The sequence below is a fragment of the Nostoc sp. MG11 genome (genome assembly GCF_014904695.1).
Taxonomy (GTDB): Bacteria; Cyanobacteriota; Cyanobacteriia; order Cyanobacteriales; family Nostocaceae; genus Komarekiella.
On sequence record NZ_JACXXN010000036.1, the window covers coordinates 14752 to 28809 of the forward strand.

The following is a 14058-nucleotide window of genomic DNA, read 5'->3' on the forward strand; positions in this document are numbered from 1 at the left end:
TCCTTGTACAGATGCGTAGACGCTCGAAGACCGCTTCTCGTAAGAGTATAATCGCGTCTCTACTCCTGACTCCTAATGTTTCATTATGGCTGAAGAACTACGTTTTCAAGGTGATGGTAGCGATCGCTTACCACCCCAAAATATTGAGGCTGAAGAAGCGATTTTGGGGGGAATTTTACTAGATCCAGAAGCAATTAGTCGAGTTAGCGATCGCCTCCTTCCCGAAGCTTTTTACATCAGCGCTCATAAAGATATCTATCAAGCAGCTGTGAGGCTCCACGCTCAAGGGAAACCCACAGATTTACTCGCGGTTACAAGTTGGCTAACTGACCATGATAGTCTTACCCGCATTGGTGGGAGAAATAAATTAGCAACTTTGGTAGACCGCACAGTGTCAGCAGTTAACATCGACTCCTTAGCAGGGTTGGTGATGGAAAAATACTTGCGGCGACAGTTAATCAAAGCTGGTAATGAAATTGTGCATCTCGGTTACGAGACAGAAACCGAGTTACCAATCGTCCTCGATCAAGCAGAACAGAAAGTTTTCGGCGTTACTCAAGAACGTCCCCAATCAGGTCTAGTTCACATTTCTGATACCCTGATTAATAATTTCCAAGATATTGAAGATCGCAATCAAGGTATTGCCTTACCTGGTATTCCCTGCGGATTTTATGATTTAGATGCCATGACCAGTGGCTTTCAGCGTTCTGATTTGATTATTGTCGCTGGTAGGCCATCAATGGGAAAAACGGCCTTTTGTTTGAATCTTGCTCATAACATCGCTGCTTCTTATAAATTACCGGTTGCTGTTTTCAGTTTGGAAATGTCCAAAGAGCAACTAACGCAACGTTTATTAGCTAGCGAGGCGCAAATTGAAAGTAGTTATCTGCGGAGTGGACGCCTCAGTCAAACACAGTGGGAACCTTTAAGCCGTGCTATTGGTATCCTTTCAGAAATGCCAATTTATATTGACGACACGCCGAATATTACAGTTACACAAATGCGTAGTCAGGCGCGGCGACTCCAAGCAGAACAAGGAACTGAACTAGGATTAATTGTTATAGATTACTTGCAATTAATGGAAGGAGGAGGTGATAACCGCGTCCAAGAATTATCAAAGATTACGCGGAATCTTAAAGGTTTAGCGCGCGAATTATCAGTACCAGTTATTGCTTTATCTCAGTTGAGCCGAGGGGTAGAAGCACGCACCAATAAGCGGCCAATGTTGTCAGATTTGAGAGAAAGCGGAAGTATTGAACAAGATGCGGATTTAGTAATCATGTTGTACCGCGATGAATATTACTCTCCAGATACTCCCGATCGCGGAATTGCAGAAGTAATCGTAGCTAAACACCGCAACGGGCCAACTGGTACTGTGAAACTTCTATTCAATCCACAGTTTACAAAGTTTCAAAATCTCAAACTTTAATAATTTAGCTAAACAAAATAATTATTGCTTTGATTGAGCATAGGGCATTAGGGAAAGGAAAAAACTATCCCTTTTCCCTTTACCCCTCTTAAGAGCCGCCAATCCCTACTTAACGTCCAACAATTCCACATCAAACAGTAGAGTGGCGTTAGGTGGAATCACGCCACCAGCACCGCGAGAGCCATAACCTAACTCAGGGGGGATGATTAACTGACGTTGACCACCAACTTTCATTGTGCCAACTCCTTCATCCCAACCTTTAATTACCTGTCCGACGCCGATTTTAAAGTCGAAGGGTTGACCGCGATCGCGTGAGCTATCAAACTTAGTACCATCTTCTAGAGTGCCAGTGTAATGCACCACAACTTTTTGTCCGGTTTTAGGAGTTGCCCCAGTCCCCTCTTTTAACTCAACATACTTTAATCCAGAAGGGGTGGTTACGGCATTGGCATCAGACATAGTATTGCTCGCAATTAGAGTATTGTTTTCAGTTACAGTCGTAGGCGCTGGTAGTGTTTGAGTCAATTGGGTAGCAATGGCAGTATCCTGTCTACCGCCAACTTGCGCCAACACCAAAAGCACAACACATGCCAGCATGAACACCACGCTGAGGAAAATTGCTTTCAAAATCAGTTCTCCCTACTTAGGCAGTCTGGCAAAAGGATTACCAACAGAACACATTTAGTTTAAATCACAAAGGACATTCTAACGCCAAAGCTTATTTTCTAAATCGCGCACTTGACGCTCTAAACGGTCAATTCTACCTCGCAGTTCGTCTACTTCAGACTGGCGAGCCACCCCTAAATCCTGCATCATATTTCGCATTTGTCGTTGCATTTGGACATCCCAGTTTCCCTGCTCCGACTTTAACTGCTGTGCAATATCATCAATTACAGCCTTGGCTTGTTCAGGATTGAGCTTACCATCTTTAACTAAGTCATCGCTGACTTGCCGTAATTTTTCTGCAACTATAGATGTTGTACCAAGACCTACCATCATTAATTGTTGCAACCAGTTGTTGCTGTCCATACTCCCTTCCTCTTCTTGTTTCAAACCAACCGACCCTTGCTACTGAATATACGCAATCAAGCTATGCTGGAAGCGTAGTTATTCTAGCCTACAGCTCTATTTTGGCAAATTGGCAAGCATAGGGATCAAAGGGCGTGGTTATAGAACTTCTCAAGTTTCATGTTGCCCCCGATTTACGGGAAAATTTTATTCAGAAGGATGCGGAAATTTGGACAGCAGCGCTGGCCAAGTATCCTGGATTTCTCGGCAAAGAAGTTTGGATTACTCCCGACGACTCCAAAGAAGTTATCCTAATCATTCGTTGGGCAACGCGAGAACAGTGGAAAGCCATACCCCAAGCCGATTTGCAGGCTATTGAAGATAAATTCGTCCAAGCAGTGGGAAAATCTCATCTAATTGTGGAATCAGCGGAGTATCAAGTACGGAAATTCCCCCATATTTGACGGTAATGCGTAGACCGCAGTGTTGAGGCAGTCGCAGTCCTGGAGGCGACTTCCTTTAGCTAAAGGCAATGCAGCATTACGTAAATTCTTTACTGCAATCCTGTTATACTTTTTCCAGTTTTTCCTGTAATAAAGTTTTTAGTAAATTTACAATGTCAACATCAAGTGATACACAGAAGCAGATGTATGAGGCTTATGCTTCCTCATACACCATTTTTTTAAAAAATTGGCAAGTTAACCGACAAAAAGCTCTAGAGATGCTTGAGAAGCATCTTCAAAGCAGTCTTTCTAAGCAAACAGAGGTTTCAGTGTTAAGTGTTGGCCCTGGCCCTGGAGAGTTCGATAAGCAACTTATCCACTTCCTTCAGCAAAATATGGCTGAGGGGCAACCATTAAAGTATGTAGTGGTGGAACCGAATCATATTCATCGGCAGATATTTGAAGCAACGATGCAGTCTGCTAATGTTGGCAAAGTGCATTTCGAGATGCATCCGATGACTATTGAGGATTTTCAGACAAATGAAAAATTTGACTGTATCCATTACACGCATTCAATCTACCATATGCCTGGTCAAGAGAGGCGCTTAATCCTTGAGTCGCTTGATATGCTAAAAGACGCAGGAGTTCTTTTGATTACTCTAGACACAGAAGAAGCAGTGATATTTAAGTTGATTACGAAATATGCGGAGGTCGTTGGGAATGATCAATACTGGCAAGAAGGGTCTTCCCAAATGATGGAATCGAGTAAGTTACGTGAAATCATTGACGATATCGGTCTGTCGTATCAATTTGAAAGCTATCCCGAATATTTGGATGTTTCTGCTTGCTTTGAAGAGAATTTGGAAGAAGGTAAAGTGTTGATGGATTTCCTCTTCCAGGCTAACTTACGTGATGCTTCTGCTGAATTGAATCAGCAGCTACTTTCTCTAGTTGAGGAAGTGGCAATTGAGCAGAATGACCGCAAAATGTTGTATTTGCCAGCTGGCACATTTATTATGCCAAAACAATAGTGCAAGCAAAGTAAAGCTTATTGTTACTTAGCTCGACTTTATCCATTTTCGCTTTCTGCGATGGCGTAAACGATCGCATACGTTAAAACCCTTATCCAAGTTAGCTTTTGTGTTTTTCGATTTCACTCAAACTCATCACGTAGGGTAAAGTTTTTGCTACAAAACTAGAACTTTTGCCAGATTTCAAGGATTATGTTCTTGGATTTGAATAAAGTCGAGCTTAGCAAAAAAGAGCGATCGCCTTAAGCTTAGTTTAGTGACGATTAAATCAGAATTATTACAGATTTGGAGGAGTTATCAGGTGTCTATTCCCGAAATTACTCAAAAACTATTAGCTGCAAAACAAAACAAGGGACTAAGCTTTGCTGATTTAGAAAAAATTCTCGGACGTGATGAAGTCTGGATTGCCGCTTTATTCTACCGTCAAGCTAGTGCTTCTGAGGAAGAGGCTAAGTTACTAGTTGAAGCATTAGGACTGGATGCAAGTTACATTCAAGAATTGATTGAATACCCTGTGAAAGGATTGGGCCCAATTGTCCCAACTGACCCATTGATTTATCGGTTCTACGAAATTATTCAGGTATATGGACTACCAATTAAAGCCGTAATTCATGAGAAATTTGGTGATGGAATTATGAGCGCTATTGACTTTACTTTAGACGTGGAAAAAGAAGAATATCCCAAAGGCGATCGCGTTAAAATTATTATGTCTGGTAAATTTCTCTCATATAAGAAGTGGTAGTGTTTCAGTCAGTTATACCAACTTCTGCACTAACAGATCACGAAATGCTTCAGGATTATATGCTAACGCAGAGTTATGGAAAGTAAATATACATTCTCTGTGTTAGTTTGCGCTGAAATAATAATTTTTAAAATTAAATATCTAAACAATATCAAAACAAGTTATAACTATAAAGTCAAAATAATTTGATAACTTTTGCAAGAACCAATAACGCAACACAAAGAAACAATTTTTCATCCTTATTATGTCCAGCAAAAAGGAGCAGCATATTTAGGTGATAGCCTTCAACTTATTAAATTCATTGCTGATAATAGTATTAATTTAATTCTGACTTCGCCTCCTTTTGCTTTGACTCGAAAAAAAGAATACGGTAACGAAAGCGCTGAAAAATATATCGAATGGTTTCTACCTTTTGCCTACGAATTTAAAAGAGTATTGACAGATAATGGCTCATTTATTTTAGATTTAGGTGGTGCTTATCTTCCTGGTAATCCTGTGCGGAGTATCTACCAATACGAACTTTTAGTTAGATTATGCAAGGAAGTAGGTTTTTGTCTTGCTCAAGAATTTTACCACTACAATCCGGCTCGATTACCAACCCCTGCTGAGTGGGTGACAATCAGGCGAATTCGGGTGAAAGATTCAGTAAATATAGTTTGGTGGTTGGCTAAAACACCAAATCCTAAAGCAGACAATAGAAAAGTCTTAAAGCCATATAGCCAAAGTATGAAACAATTACTCAAAAATGGCTATAAAGCTAAAATACGTCCTAGCGGACATGATATTTCTGATAAGTTTCAAAAAGATAACCAGGGTGCAATTCCGCCAAATTTACTACAAATTGCCAATACTGAATCAAATAGTGCTTATTTACGTCAATGTAAAGCAGCAGGAGTTAAACCCCATCCAGCACGTTTCCCTCAAGGATTTGCCGAGTTCTTCATCAAATTCTTAACTGATGAAGGTGATATAGTTTTAGACCCATTTGCAGGTTCTAACACAACCGGATTTGTTGCTGAAACTTTGCAACGCCAATGGATATCTTTTGAAATTAATCAGGATTATGTTGTCGGAAGCCGCTATCGATTTAGCCATTAGTCATTAGTAAGAATAAAAGACAAATGACTAATGACAAATAACTTAAATCTCTCGATTTACCTGCATTTGATGAACTTGATCCGCTAGCTCTTGACGACTTTGATCATCCATCTTTTCAATCGCTAACATACCCATGAGAATAACCTCTTTTAGGGTTAAACGTGTTGAATGTGCCTGTTTTTGCACAATCTCCTTAATAATTGGACTAACACCGATCGCTGTACTAGCTCTAGCCACAGAATAATAGGGAAACACTAATGACTTAGCCTAAATATTAGCATTTCTAATAAACTTGTTCTATATATTTAAAACTTAATTTAAATGTGTTTAAACACATAATGCTTGCGTATTGATAACATAGCATCGTATTATATCAACACCCTCAATAGTATTTAGTTTATTCCTCTAGAATTTCTACTAAGTCTTCAATCATCACATCAAAGGTACGAGCTAACTTATGGATAGCAGTAAAATCAACTGTTGTCATTCCAGAACGACGAGCATAGCTTCTAACTGTGCTGTAAATTACTCCAGAACGGTCAGAAACCTCTTTCAACGTCCAACCTTTTTCTTGTGCTAGTTCTCGAACCTTTAATCTGACTAATCCCATACTTGACTGTTGATGCAATTGCATCGTTTAATTTTATATGAGAATATTAAAAAGCGATCGCCCCCGGTCTAGCAGTCTCCAGGCGATCACGTAGCTACCTGATTTTAGGCTTTATAAAATCAGGTAAACATTTACCATATTACCAACATCAAAGACAAAAACATCTGCCGCTAGATAATCAAAAATTACTCACAAATCGCCAATTCTGCACTACTAGCAAAATTTGTGACACAACAAGCAGTAAGAGTAATGTTGAAGGCTGTAATTTAATACCAAGAAAAATTTGCTTTGAAGAGATTGTAAATTGCCCAATATAATCCCGTTAACCCACTTTACAGAACTACACAGGGTAAATAAGAATAATAATCTAACCGAAGTAAAATTTTCCTGAATCCAGCCAGTAAATGTTGTCATAGGGAAAAGCAGTGAGTAGAGGAGAGGTAGAAGGATGAGGGAACCTTATCTGTTGGCAGCAGGCTTGTTAACAGGATTGGCAATACCAGCGTCGACTCTTCCACATTTATCGATGATCCTGCCAAGCAATTCTAGATTCCTGTGGGATTTAAAACAGGGTTCGCAGCCAACAGTAAACGAGAAAGTCATCCCTAGCGTTAACCTCTTTTCTCCAGAATTGAGTAACCAGGCTTTACAATCGCTAGAACACGTACAGCCAACAGTAGGTGAGAAAATCACCCCCAGTGTTGATATCTCCTCTCCAGAATTCAGTAATCAGACGGAGGCATCACTTAACCCTAATTTCTCAGCAGCAAGTAGCACATTTTTATCTGGAAGTCAACTTTACTACCAAAGATTAGCAGCTCTGAAAACAGGCCAGATTTATAAACGTGCAGATGATAATAGCTTGCAGTCATTGTGGGAGTCAGCCAAAAACCACCAATTGACTTATGAGGACTGGAAAAGATTATTAGCTTTGGAAGCCAAAGCGATCGCCCAAGGTCAAGGTGCGAATCACCTGAGTATTTTAGTTGGTGATTCTTTAAGCATGTGGTTTCCCCTAGAAAAACTGCCTACGGGCAAAATGTGGCTAAATCAGGGCATATCTGGAGATACTTCTAGTGGCATTTTAAAGAGATTGGGGGCATTTTCGGCAACGCGACCCGACGTAATTTATGTCATGGCTGGAATTAATGATTTACGCAAAGGTGCTAGTGATCAAGTAATTTTACGTAATTACCGCCGCATCATCCGCATCTTACGGCAGAATCACCCAAAAGCTCAGATAATTGTCCAATCAATTTTACCTACTCGCCTGTCAACAATTTCTAATAGCCGTATTCGTCGCATCAACGAACAACTTGTGCTAGTCGCCAAACAACAAGGAGCTAATTATTTAAATATTTATGGTTGGTTTACGGATATTGAAGGTAATTTGCGCCCAGAGTTGACCACAGATGGATTGCATCTCTCTCAAGAGGGATATGATGTGTGGCGGTCAGTGCTACAGCAGATAGAATTCAGGCTCACTCAGAGCGAGAATTGAGCGATCGCAATCTATAGTTTAACGCCCAAGGCTTCCTGATTTAAGACCTGATTTAACTTACCACTACGATAACCTTCTAAATCTAGGCTGACATAGACAAATCCAAAATCCTGAAATGTGGAAACTAATGTTTGTAAATCCGTAGTCAACACAAACTCTTTGATTTGTTCTGGTGGTAATTCAATGCGTGCTGTATCGCCTTCCGAACGCACACGCAAATTTTGCCAACCCAGTTTTCGTAAGAAAATTTCTGCCCTACCAACTCGCTGTAACTTGGCTACAGTAATCTCTTCACCGTAAGGAAAGCGAGAACTCAGACAAGGTTGAGCAGGTTTACCCCACCAAGGTAAACCGAGTTGTTGCGAAAGTTGTCGGACTTCTGCTTTAGTAACACCTACTTCTGCTAAAGGCGATCGCGCACCTCTTTCCTTAGCCGCCTGAATTCCTGGGCGATAATCATGCAAATCATCAGCGTTCACCCCATCCACTACATAGGGATAACCCAATTCCCAAGCTAAAGGTTTGAGAGTGTCGTGCAATTCACTTTTGCAAAAATAACAGCGGTTGACTGGGTTAGAGGTGTAATTAGGATTTTCCATCTCGTGAGTCTGGACGATTTTATGAGTAATCCCAATCGTTGCTGCTTGAATTTTGGCATCTTCCAACTCTTCGGGTAATAGCGAAGGAGAGACAGCTGTTACAGCCAAAGCGCGATCGCCCAACACATCATAAGCAATTTTGGCAACCAAAGTACTATCAACGCCTCCTGAGTAGGCGATCAACGCCTGCTCCATTTCTAAAAATAAGACTTTTAGTTGTTCCAACTTTTCTGTCAGCATCATGTTCCAATCCTGCTAAAACCCAATAGCACCCAATCAATACTATTGTAGTCAGCAGTCAGGAGATGAAAGTCAAAGGTCAAGGGTCAGTACCTATTTCCCCTTGTCTCACACTTTTACACTCTCTGACTTGCTTATCTCTCATCAGTTGCAGTTGTTGGTTTGCTATATTCAGCTATCAGATTTGCTAAAAGTGGTAAATCAATCGGTTTGGAAGTATATTCATTGACTCCAGCAGCTAGACAGGTTTCGCGATCGCCTTTCATCGCCAGTGCTGTTTGGGCAATTATTGGAATATTGCAATACTGGGGATTTTCTCGCAATTGTTGCACCAATTTAAGACCGTTTCCATCTGGTAGGTAGACATCCATTAAAATCACCACTGGGTTTAACTGTGTTAGAGTTTTCCACATCTCGGCAGCAGTCTTTACCCAAGTCACCTCATATCCCAACTTACTTAAATAAATTTGCATCAACTCAGCGTTGGGTAAGTCATCTTCCACTAGCAAAATCTCTAACCTTGAACTAGGCGTAACGGTCTGAGGCAATAAAAAAGATGTTGCTCCCCTTGCTTCCTCATCTCCCTTATCTCTTTCATTTACTTCCACAGGCTTGAGGGGAAGTATGAGGGTAAAACAGGAACCGCGGTCAACTTCAGATTCGACTTCCACGCAACCTCCGTGAATTTCCGCAAGTTTCCGAGTTACTGTTAAACCCAATCCAGTACCTTCAATACCATCAGCTACAGCGTTGAGAATTTGAAAATAGGGTTGAAACAGGTGAGCTTGGTCTGCTTGAGAGATGCCAATGCCAGTATCCCAAACCGTAAAATGCACAAACTCACCTTTAGGGGCGACCTGTAAGCCAACACTTCCATTACTAGTAAACTTTAGAGCGTTGAAAAGTAAATTCAATAGCATTTGCTTGAGTCGCAAAGCATCAGCTACTAAAGTTGTGACATTAGGATCTAGTTCTAGGCGCAGTTTCAAACCCTTATTAGCGGCTTTCTCTTTAACCAACGCCAAAACATTGCTACACAACACTGGCACATCCACGGTTTCCCACTGGACTTCTAGCTGGTTTGCTTCAATTTTAGAGAGATCCAAAATATCATTAATTAGAGCTAGCAGATGTCTACCACTTGACTGAATAATAGTCAAATATTCTTGGTGGCGTTCTCTGGTGGGATCGTACCCCTGAGCTAAGAGTAAGTGAGTAAACCCAATAATCGAACTCAGCGGCGTGCGAATTTCGTGACTGGTATTTGCCAGAAATTGATTTTTGAGTTGATTGGTGCGTTCTAGTTCTTGATTAGAGCTACCTAATTGTTGGTATCGTTGCTGCCAAGATAATATTTGCTTAAGCTGTGCCAAAGCTGTAGCACACTGCTTAGCAGACCTTGCCATCAATTGCGAGGTGAGTTGAGCTTGTGATGCTATGAGTGAGTCACCAGACTCGACGAGGGGTGCTGTGGCGATAATTAGCCAGCCCATAACCTCGCCAAAAGTATCGACTAACCGCCAAGCACTTGGTGGTTGTTTGTTTTCAAGCTGCTGCAAATCTTTGAGTTCTATGACCTCTTGCAACTTTAACCGCAGTTTTTTGCGTTTTTTGGGCGTAACTTCTAAGAGTGGAGATTGTGAAGCTGGGGATGAGGAGCCAGAAATGTAGCAAACTGTGCCAACTGTTTCTTGCGGTTGAAACAAAGCGATGCCTACGGCACAGTGCGTGAGCGCCACTCTACTGGTATCCACAGCACTGTTTAGCTCGTTCACCACGGTTTGGAAAATTTCTGTTTCTGCTGCTCTTGCGTGTGGGACAGTGATACACGCAGAAAGCAGGCAATCATTAAGGCGACTTTGCAACTGGTTCAAGCTGCTCTCCAGCCACAACTCGGCACGAAGTTGCTGAATTGTTTTCAAAAGTGTTGGCGTTGCATCTATCTGTGAGTTCTGTTCTGGTAAGCTTGAATACTGCTGCATGGTCAACTAGACCGGTGAACAAATTAGCTTCGCATAAAAATGCGAACAGGATTCTATGTAAATTAGCGGACAACTCTTTTATATTTATAAACCATAACTTATGTAGCAGCCAGTCTAAAAATTCTTGTATGAAATTACTCATTTAAAATTTTTTGATCGCAACTTAAAACTATGGATACACAATTCGCTCAACTAATCGTCAATGGAATTGCTGTGGGAAGCATTATTGCTCTAGCAGCAGTCGGCTTGACTCTTACCTATGGAATTTTACGGTTATCTAACTTCGCTCATGGTGACTTTCTAACTTTAGGAGCCTATCTTACTTGGCTGGTGAATACCTTTGGAGTCAATATTTGGCTGTCGATGATACTGGCGGCGACGGGAACAGTATCGGCGATGCTTTTATCAGAAAAGTTTCTATGGTCAAGAATGCGCTCTATCCGTGCTACTTCCACTACGCTGATTATTATCTCCATAGGACTGGCTTTATTTATTCGCAATGGAATTATTTTTATTTGGGGCGGTAGAAACCAAAATTACGATGTACCTGTAACTACTGCTCTTGATATCTTGGGCTTAAAAGTACCACAAAATCAATTATTGGTATTGGGTTTAGCGGTATTAGCAATTTTGGCGCTGCACTACCTCTTGCAAAATACCAAAATTGGTAAGGCGATGCGAGCTGTTGCCGACGATTTAGATTTAGCTAGGGTATCTGGTATTAATGTCGACAGAGTAATTCTGTGGACTTGGCTAATTGCTGGCACTCTCACATCTTTGGGGGGGAGCATGTATGGGTTAATTACAGCTGTCCGCCCAAATATGGGATGGTTCTTAATATTACCATTGTTTGCCTCCGTGATTTTAGGAGGAATTGGCAACCCTTACGGTGCGATCGCCGCAGCTTTTATCATCGGCATTGTTCAGGAAATCAGCACCCCTTGGCTGGGTTCTCAGTATAAACAAGGTGTGGCACTGTTAATTATGATTTTGGTGCTGCTCATTCGTCCCAAAGGTTTATTCAAAGGCACGATTTGAGCAGCACCATTCCACTTCTAACTATTGAATAATGTGGAAATAGTACGCTGCTACCAGAAAGTTGATAGCTAACAGGAACAATGCCCAGCCTGTGCGAAAGGCGTAGGGAGGTTTAGCTCCACTATCAGCAACTGGTAAATCTTTACTTTTAGCAGTCATAAACGGTTCTCCTTAATGTCAGGACTTTTTAAGAAATACCAAACAGGTGTACCCATTACCCAAATTCTTTAAAAATATTTGTGTAGCTTGGGGAATTGGGGATTGGGGACTGGGAAAAGACAACATAAACAAAGCAGAGTAATAATTTCTCCTTGTCGTCCTTGTCCCCCTTGTTCTCAATCCCTAATCTCCTGCGTGGTAGGAACTGCGAACCAGAGGCCCAGAACGGACGTGGCTGAATCCCATTTTCCATGCTAAGCTGCCGAGCTGATCAAATTCCTCTGGAGTCCAATATTTTTGGACTGGCAGATGATCTAAGGAAGGACGCATATACTGACCAATAGTCAGGCGATCGCACCCCACAGCCCTCAAATCAGCCATTGTTTCGCTCACTTCATCTAGTGTTTCTCCATGTCCCAGCATCAAACCTGATTTGGTGGGAATATTCGGCTCGATTTCTTTGACCATAGCCAGCACTCGTAGTGAGCGATCGTACTTTGCTCCTCGACGCACTGGCCCAGTTAACCGTCGCACTGTCTCGATATTGTGGTTGAAACAAGCTGGCAAGGCTTGGACAATCATAACTATTCGCTGGTGTTGACCTGACTCTCCAGATCCCGTACCACCCCAAAAATCTGGGGTCAGTACTTCAATTTGAGTTTCTGGGTTCAACTGGCGGATAGTGGCGATCGTCTTCACAAAGTGACCCGCTCCCTGATCGGGCAAGTCATCACGGGCTACAGAAGTCAGCACTACATAACGCAATCCCAAAAGCTGCACCGCCTCTGCCACTTTTTGTGGTTCCTCTAGATCAACAGGCATCGGTGCATGACCTTTATCAACTTGACAAAAAGCACAAGAGCGTGTGCAGGTAGGCCCCATTAGTAAAAAGGTAGCAGTTTTTTGGGCGTAGCACTCCCCCCTGTTAGGGCAGCGTCCTTCTTCGCAAATCGTATGAATTTGGCGCTGCTTAATAATACGCTGTACCGTGGAGAGTTCGCTGGCTTTGCCAATAGGGCGACGTAACCAGCTAGGTATTGCTGTAATTTCAGACTTGAGTTGGGCTGGTTGTGACGAAGTCATAGACATCCAAACAAGATGCAGAGATAAAGTAAGGCGAGTTTCTTCTGCTCTTGAGCAAAGTTAAGGCCTTAAATATCACCATGACACAAATTGCAAAGAACATAGGCAAAAGTTTTGCAAAATACCTCTAGTCATGTGATTTATACCGAAATATACTGTCCCCCAATCAACAAAAATTTTGGATATAGTGGGAGCATTCTCAAAGTCAATCGGCAAAGCCGCTATTTACACTTAAAGTTTCTGTTTAGAGCAATCAGCCGTGGCAAGTAACAAAATTTTAGTTATCGATGACACTACAGTTGTCAGGGTAAAAGTACGAGAAATGCTGCCTCCAGGCAATTTCGAGGTACTGGAAGCAAAAGATGGGATGGAAGGACTAAATTTCATCCTTCAGGAAAAACTCAGCCTCATCATGTTGGATTTTCTGTTGCCAAAAATGAGTGGTTGGGAAGTTTTCCAGCAAATTCAAGCCCAGCCTGAGTTACGAAAGATTCCTTTGGTAATTATGTCTGGTCGTAAGGAAGAGGTAACAGAGAAAATCACAGAACCCTTTGAATATTTTGAATTTCTAGGAAAGCCTTTTGACCAGAAACAACTAATTGGCGCGATTAAGTTAGCCATGACAAAGGCTAAACAGCCTCGTCCAGAGCCAGTTCTGGTAGGGGCAGGTGTTGGTGCTAGAAATGGCCCTGTAGCAACCTCTAGTGATGGAGTTACAGCAGCAACTTTTAGTACTGAAAACAGTACACCAGCAGCCTCTAATACTGAAGCAGCTTCCTCCGCAGAAATAAATGCGCTAAGTGAGAAAATTGTCAAAATGCAAGGGGAAATTGATGGTTTGAAGAAACAGCTAGCTCAAGTTGTGACTTTTATTAAACAGAAAATTAAGTAGCTTTTGCGCTCTCTATTTTCAATGTTCTCTTGAGCTAATAAAGTAAGAAGAAAAGTTTTTCTACACTTGAAATTGATATGTAAGTCTACCATATTTAGGTAGATTTCAAAACCAAACACCTGACTTATTAGGGTAGAGGTAATCTGAGTTTCTAGTCTAGTAAACAACTCCAAATACAATAAACCTGCCGCAATTTACTTTTG

At 41.5% G+C, this 14058-nt stretch carries 16 protein-coding genes; 8 read left to right on the forward strand and 8 right to left on the reverse strand.

Annotated features, from left to right (window positions below; all coding sequences use genetic code 11):
- The first annotated feature begins 85 nt into the window (after window positions 1-85).
- A complete protein-coding gene (dnaB, locus tag HCR01_RS29225) occupies window positions 86-1429 on the forward strand; it encodes a replicative DNA helicase (RefSeq protein ID WP_162395760.1) in 1344 nt (447 codons plus the stop codon).
- Between the two features lie 105 nt (window positions 1430-1534).
- Here the strand turns inward: dnaB and HCR01_RS29230 are convergent, their stop codons facing one another.
- Entirely contained in the window at window positions 1535-2056 is a 522-nt protein-coding gene (locus HCR01_RS29230) for an FKBP-type peptidyl-prolyl cis-trans isomerase (protein WP_193199526.1), read from the reverse strand.
- A 78-nt stretch (window positions 2057-2134) separates the two neighbouring features.
- Entirely contained in the window at window positions 2135-2458 is a 324-nt protein-coding gene (locus HCR01_RS29235; RefSeq protein ID WP_162395758.1) for a phasin family protein, read from the reverse strand.
- A gap of 134 nt (window positions 2459-2592) precedes the next feature.
- On the opposite strand from HCR01_RS29235, the gene HCR01_RS29240 reads away from it, so the two are divergent.
- The 4 genes from HCR01_RS29240 (at window position 2593) to HCR01_RS29255 (ending at window position 5751) form a co-directional block, all read left to right on the forward strand.
- The gene (locus HCR01_RS29240) at window positions 2593-2901 is read left to right on the forward strand and encodes a TIGR03792 family protein (RefSeq protein ID WP_193199527.1); all 309 of its coding nucleotides are present in this window, start codon (window positions 2593-2595) and stop codon (window positions 2899-2901) included.
- A 152-nt stretch (window positions 2902-3053) separates the two neighbouring features.
- A complete protein-coding gene (locus tag HCR01_RS29245; RefSeq protein WP_193199528.1) occupies window positions 3054-3911 on the forward strand; it encodes a methyltransferase domain-containing protein in 858 nt (285 codons plus the stop codon).
- A 301-nt stretch (window positions 3912-4212) separates the two neighbouring features.
- Complete coding sequence (cynS, locus tag HCR01_RS29250; protein WP_193199529.1) at window positions 4213-4653, forward strand: cyanase; 441 nt, start codon at window positions 4213-4215, stop codon at window positions 4651-4653.
- Window positions 4654-4848: 195 nt separating this feature from the next.
- Window positions 4849-5751 carry a site-specific DNA-methyltransferase gene (locus HCR01_RS29255; RefSeq protein WP_193199530.1) on the forward strand — a complete coding sequence of 301 codons (903 nt, stop codon included), beginning with the start codon at window positions 4849-4851 and terminating at the stop codon, window positions 5749-5751.
- A 42-nt stretch (window positions 5752-5793) separates the two neighbouring features.
- Here HCR01_RS29255 and HCR01_RS29260 read toward each other — a convergent pair whose 3' ends face one another.
- Entirely contained in the window at window positions 5794-6006 is a 213-nt protein-coding gene (locus tag HCR01_RS29260) for a hypothetical protein (RefSeq protein WP_193199531.1), read from the reverse strand.
- A gap of 142 nt (window positions 6007-6148) precedes the next feature.
- Complete coding sequence (locus HCR01_RS29265; RefSeq protein ID WP_193199558.1) at window positions 6149-6361, reverse strand: helix-turn-helix domain-containing protein; 213 nt, start codon at window positions 6359-6361, stop codon at window positions 6149-6151.
- Between the two features lie 448 nt (window positions 6362-6809).
- Here HCR01_RS29265 and HCR01_RS29270 point away from each other — a divergent pair, with 448 nt between their 5' ends.
- Window positions 6810-7862 (forward strand): SGNH/GDSL hydrolase family protein, encoded by a 1053-nt coding sequence (locus tag HCR01_RS29270; protein WP_193199532.1) that lies wholly within the window; start codon window positions 6810-6812, stop codon window positions 7860-7862.
- A gap of 11 nt (window positions 7863-7873) precedes the next feature.
- Here HCR01_RS29270 and larE read toward each other — a convergent pair whose 3' ends face one another.
- Together larE and hrmK are read right to left on the reverse strand one after the other, a co-directional pair.
- Window positions 7874-8704 carry an ATP-dependent sacrificial sulfur transferase LarE gene (gene larE, locus HCR01_RS29275; protein ID WP_193199533.1) on the reverse strand — a complete coding sequence of 277 codons (831 nt, stop codon included), beginning with the start codon at window positions 8702-8704 and terminating at the stop codon, window positions 7874-7876.
- Window positions 8705-8835: 131 nt separating this feature from the next.
- Entirely contained in the window at window positions 8836-10683 is a 1848-nt protein-coding gene (hrmK, locus tag HCR01_RS29280) for a hybrid histidine kinase/response regulator HrmK (protein WP_193199534.1), read from the reverse strand.
- A gap of 171 nt (window positions 10684-10854) precedes the next feature.
- On the opposite strand from hrmK, the gene HCR01_RS29285 reads away from it, so the two are divergent.
- Entirely contained in the window at window positions 10855-11721 is an 867-nt protein-coding gene (locus HCR01_RS29285; protein WP_193199535.1) for a branched-chain amino acid ABC transporter permease, read from the forward strand.
- A 21-nt stretch (window positions 11722-11742) separates the two neighbouring features.
- On the opposite strand, the gene HCR01_RS29290 is transcribed toward HCR01_RS29285, so the two are convergent.
- The gene (locus tag HCR01_RS29290; protein WP_193199536.1) at window positions 11743-11880 is read right to left on the reverse strand and encodes a photosystem I protein PsaX; all 138 of its coding nucleotides are present in this window, start codon (window positions 11878-11880) and stop codon (window positions 11743-11745) included.
- 183 nt (window positions 11881-12063) lie between these two features.
- Window positions 12064-12963, reverse strand: coding sequence for a lipoyl synthase (lipA, locus tag HCR01_RS29295; protein ID WP_193199537.1), 900 nt, complete (start codon window positions 12961-12963; stop codon window positions 12064-12066).
- Window positions 12964-13222: 259 nt separating this feature from the next.
- On the opposite strand from lipA, the gene HCR01_RS29300 reads away from it, so the two are divergent.
- Window positions 13223-13855, forward strand: a complete 633-nt coding sequence (locus tag HCR01_RS29300; RefSeq protein WP_193199538.1) for a response regulator — start codon at window positions 13223-13225, stop codon at window positions 13853-13855.
- Window positions 13856-14058 lie beyond the last annotated feature (203 nt).

Coding starts and splice junctions, on each gene's coding strand:
- dnaB (WP_162395760.1), top strand. CDS start 86: ATGGCTGAAGAACTACGTTTTCAAGGTGATGGTAGCGATCGCTTACCA.
- HCR01_RS29235 (WP_162395758.1), bottom strand. CDS start 2,458: ATGGACAGCAACAACTGGTTGCAACAATTAATGATGGTAGGTCTTGGT.
- HCR01_RS29245 (WP_193199528.1), top strand. CDS start 3,054: ATGTCAACATCAAGTGATACACAGAAGCAGATGTATGAGGCTTATGCT.
- HCR01_RS29265 (WP_193199558.1), bottom strand. CDS start 6,361: ATGGGATTAGTCAGATTAAAGGTTCGAGAACTAGCACAAGAAAAAGGT.
- HCR01_RS29270 (WP_193199532.1), top strand. CDS start 6,810: ATGAGGGAACCTTATCTGTTGGCAGCAGGCTTGTTAACAGGATTGGCA.
- larE (WP_193199533.1), bottom strand. CDS start 8,704: ATGATGCTGACAGAAAAGTTGGAACAACTAAAAGTCTTATTTTTAGAA.
- hrmK (WP_193199534.1), bottom strand. CDS start 10,683: ATGCAGCAGTATTCAAGCTTACCAGAACAGAACTCACAGATAGATGCA.
- HCR01_RS29285 (WP_193199535.1), top strand. CDS start 10,855: ATGGATACACAATTCGCTCAACTAATCGTCAATGGAATTGCTGTGGGA.
- HCR01_RS29290 (WP_193199536.1), bottom strand. CDS start 11,880: ATGACTGCTAAAAGTAAAGATTTACCAGTTGCTGATAGTGGAGCTAAA.
- lipA (WP_193199537.1), bottom strand. CDS start 12,963: ATGACTTCGTCACAACCAGCCCAACTCAAGTCTGAAATTACAGCAATA.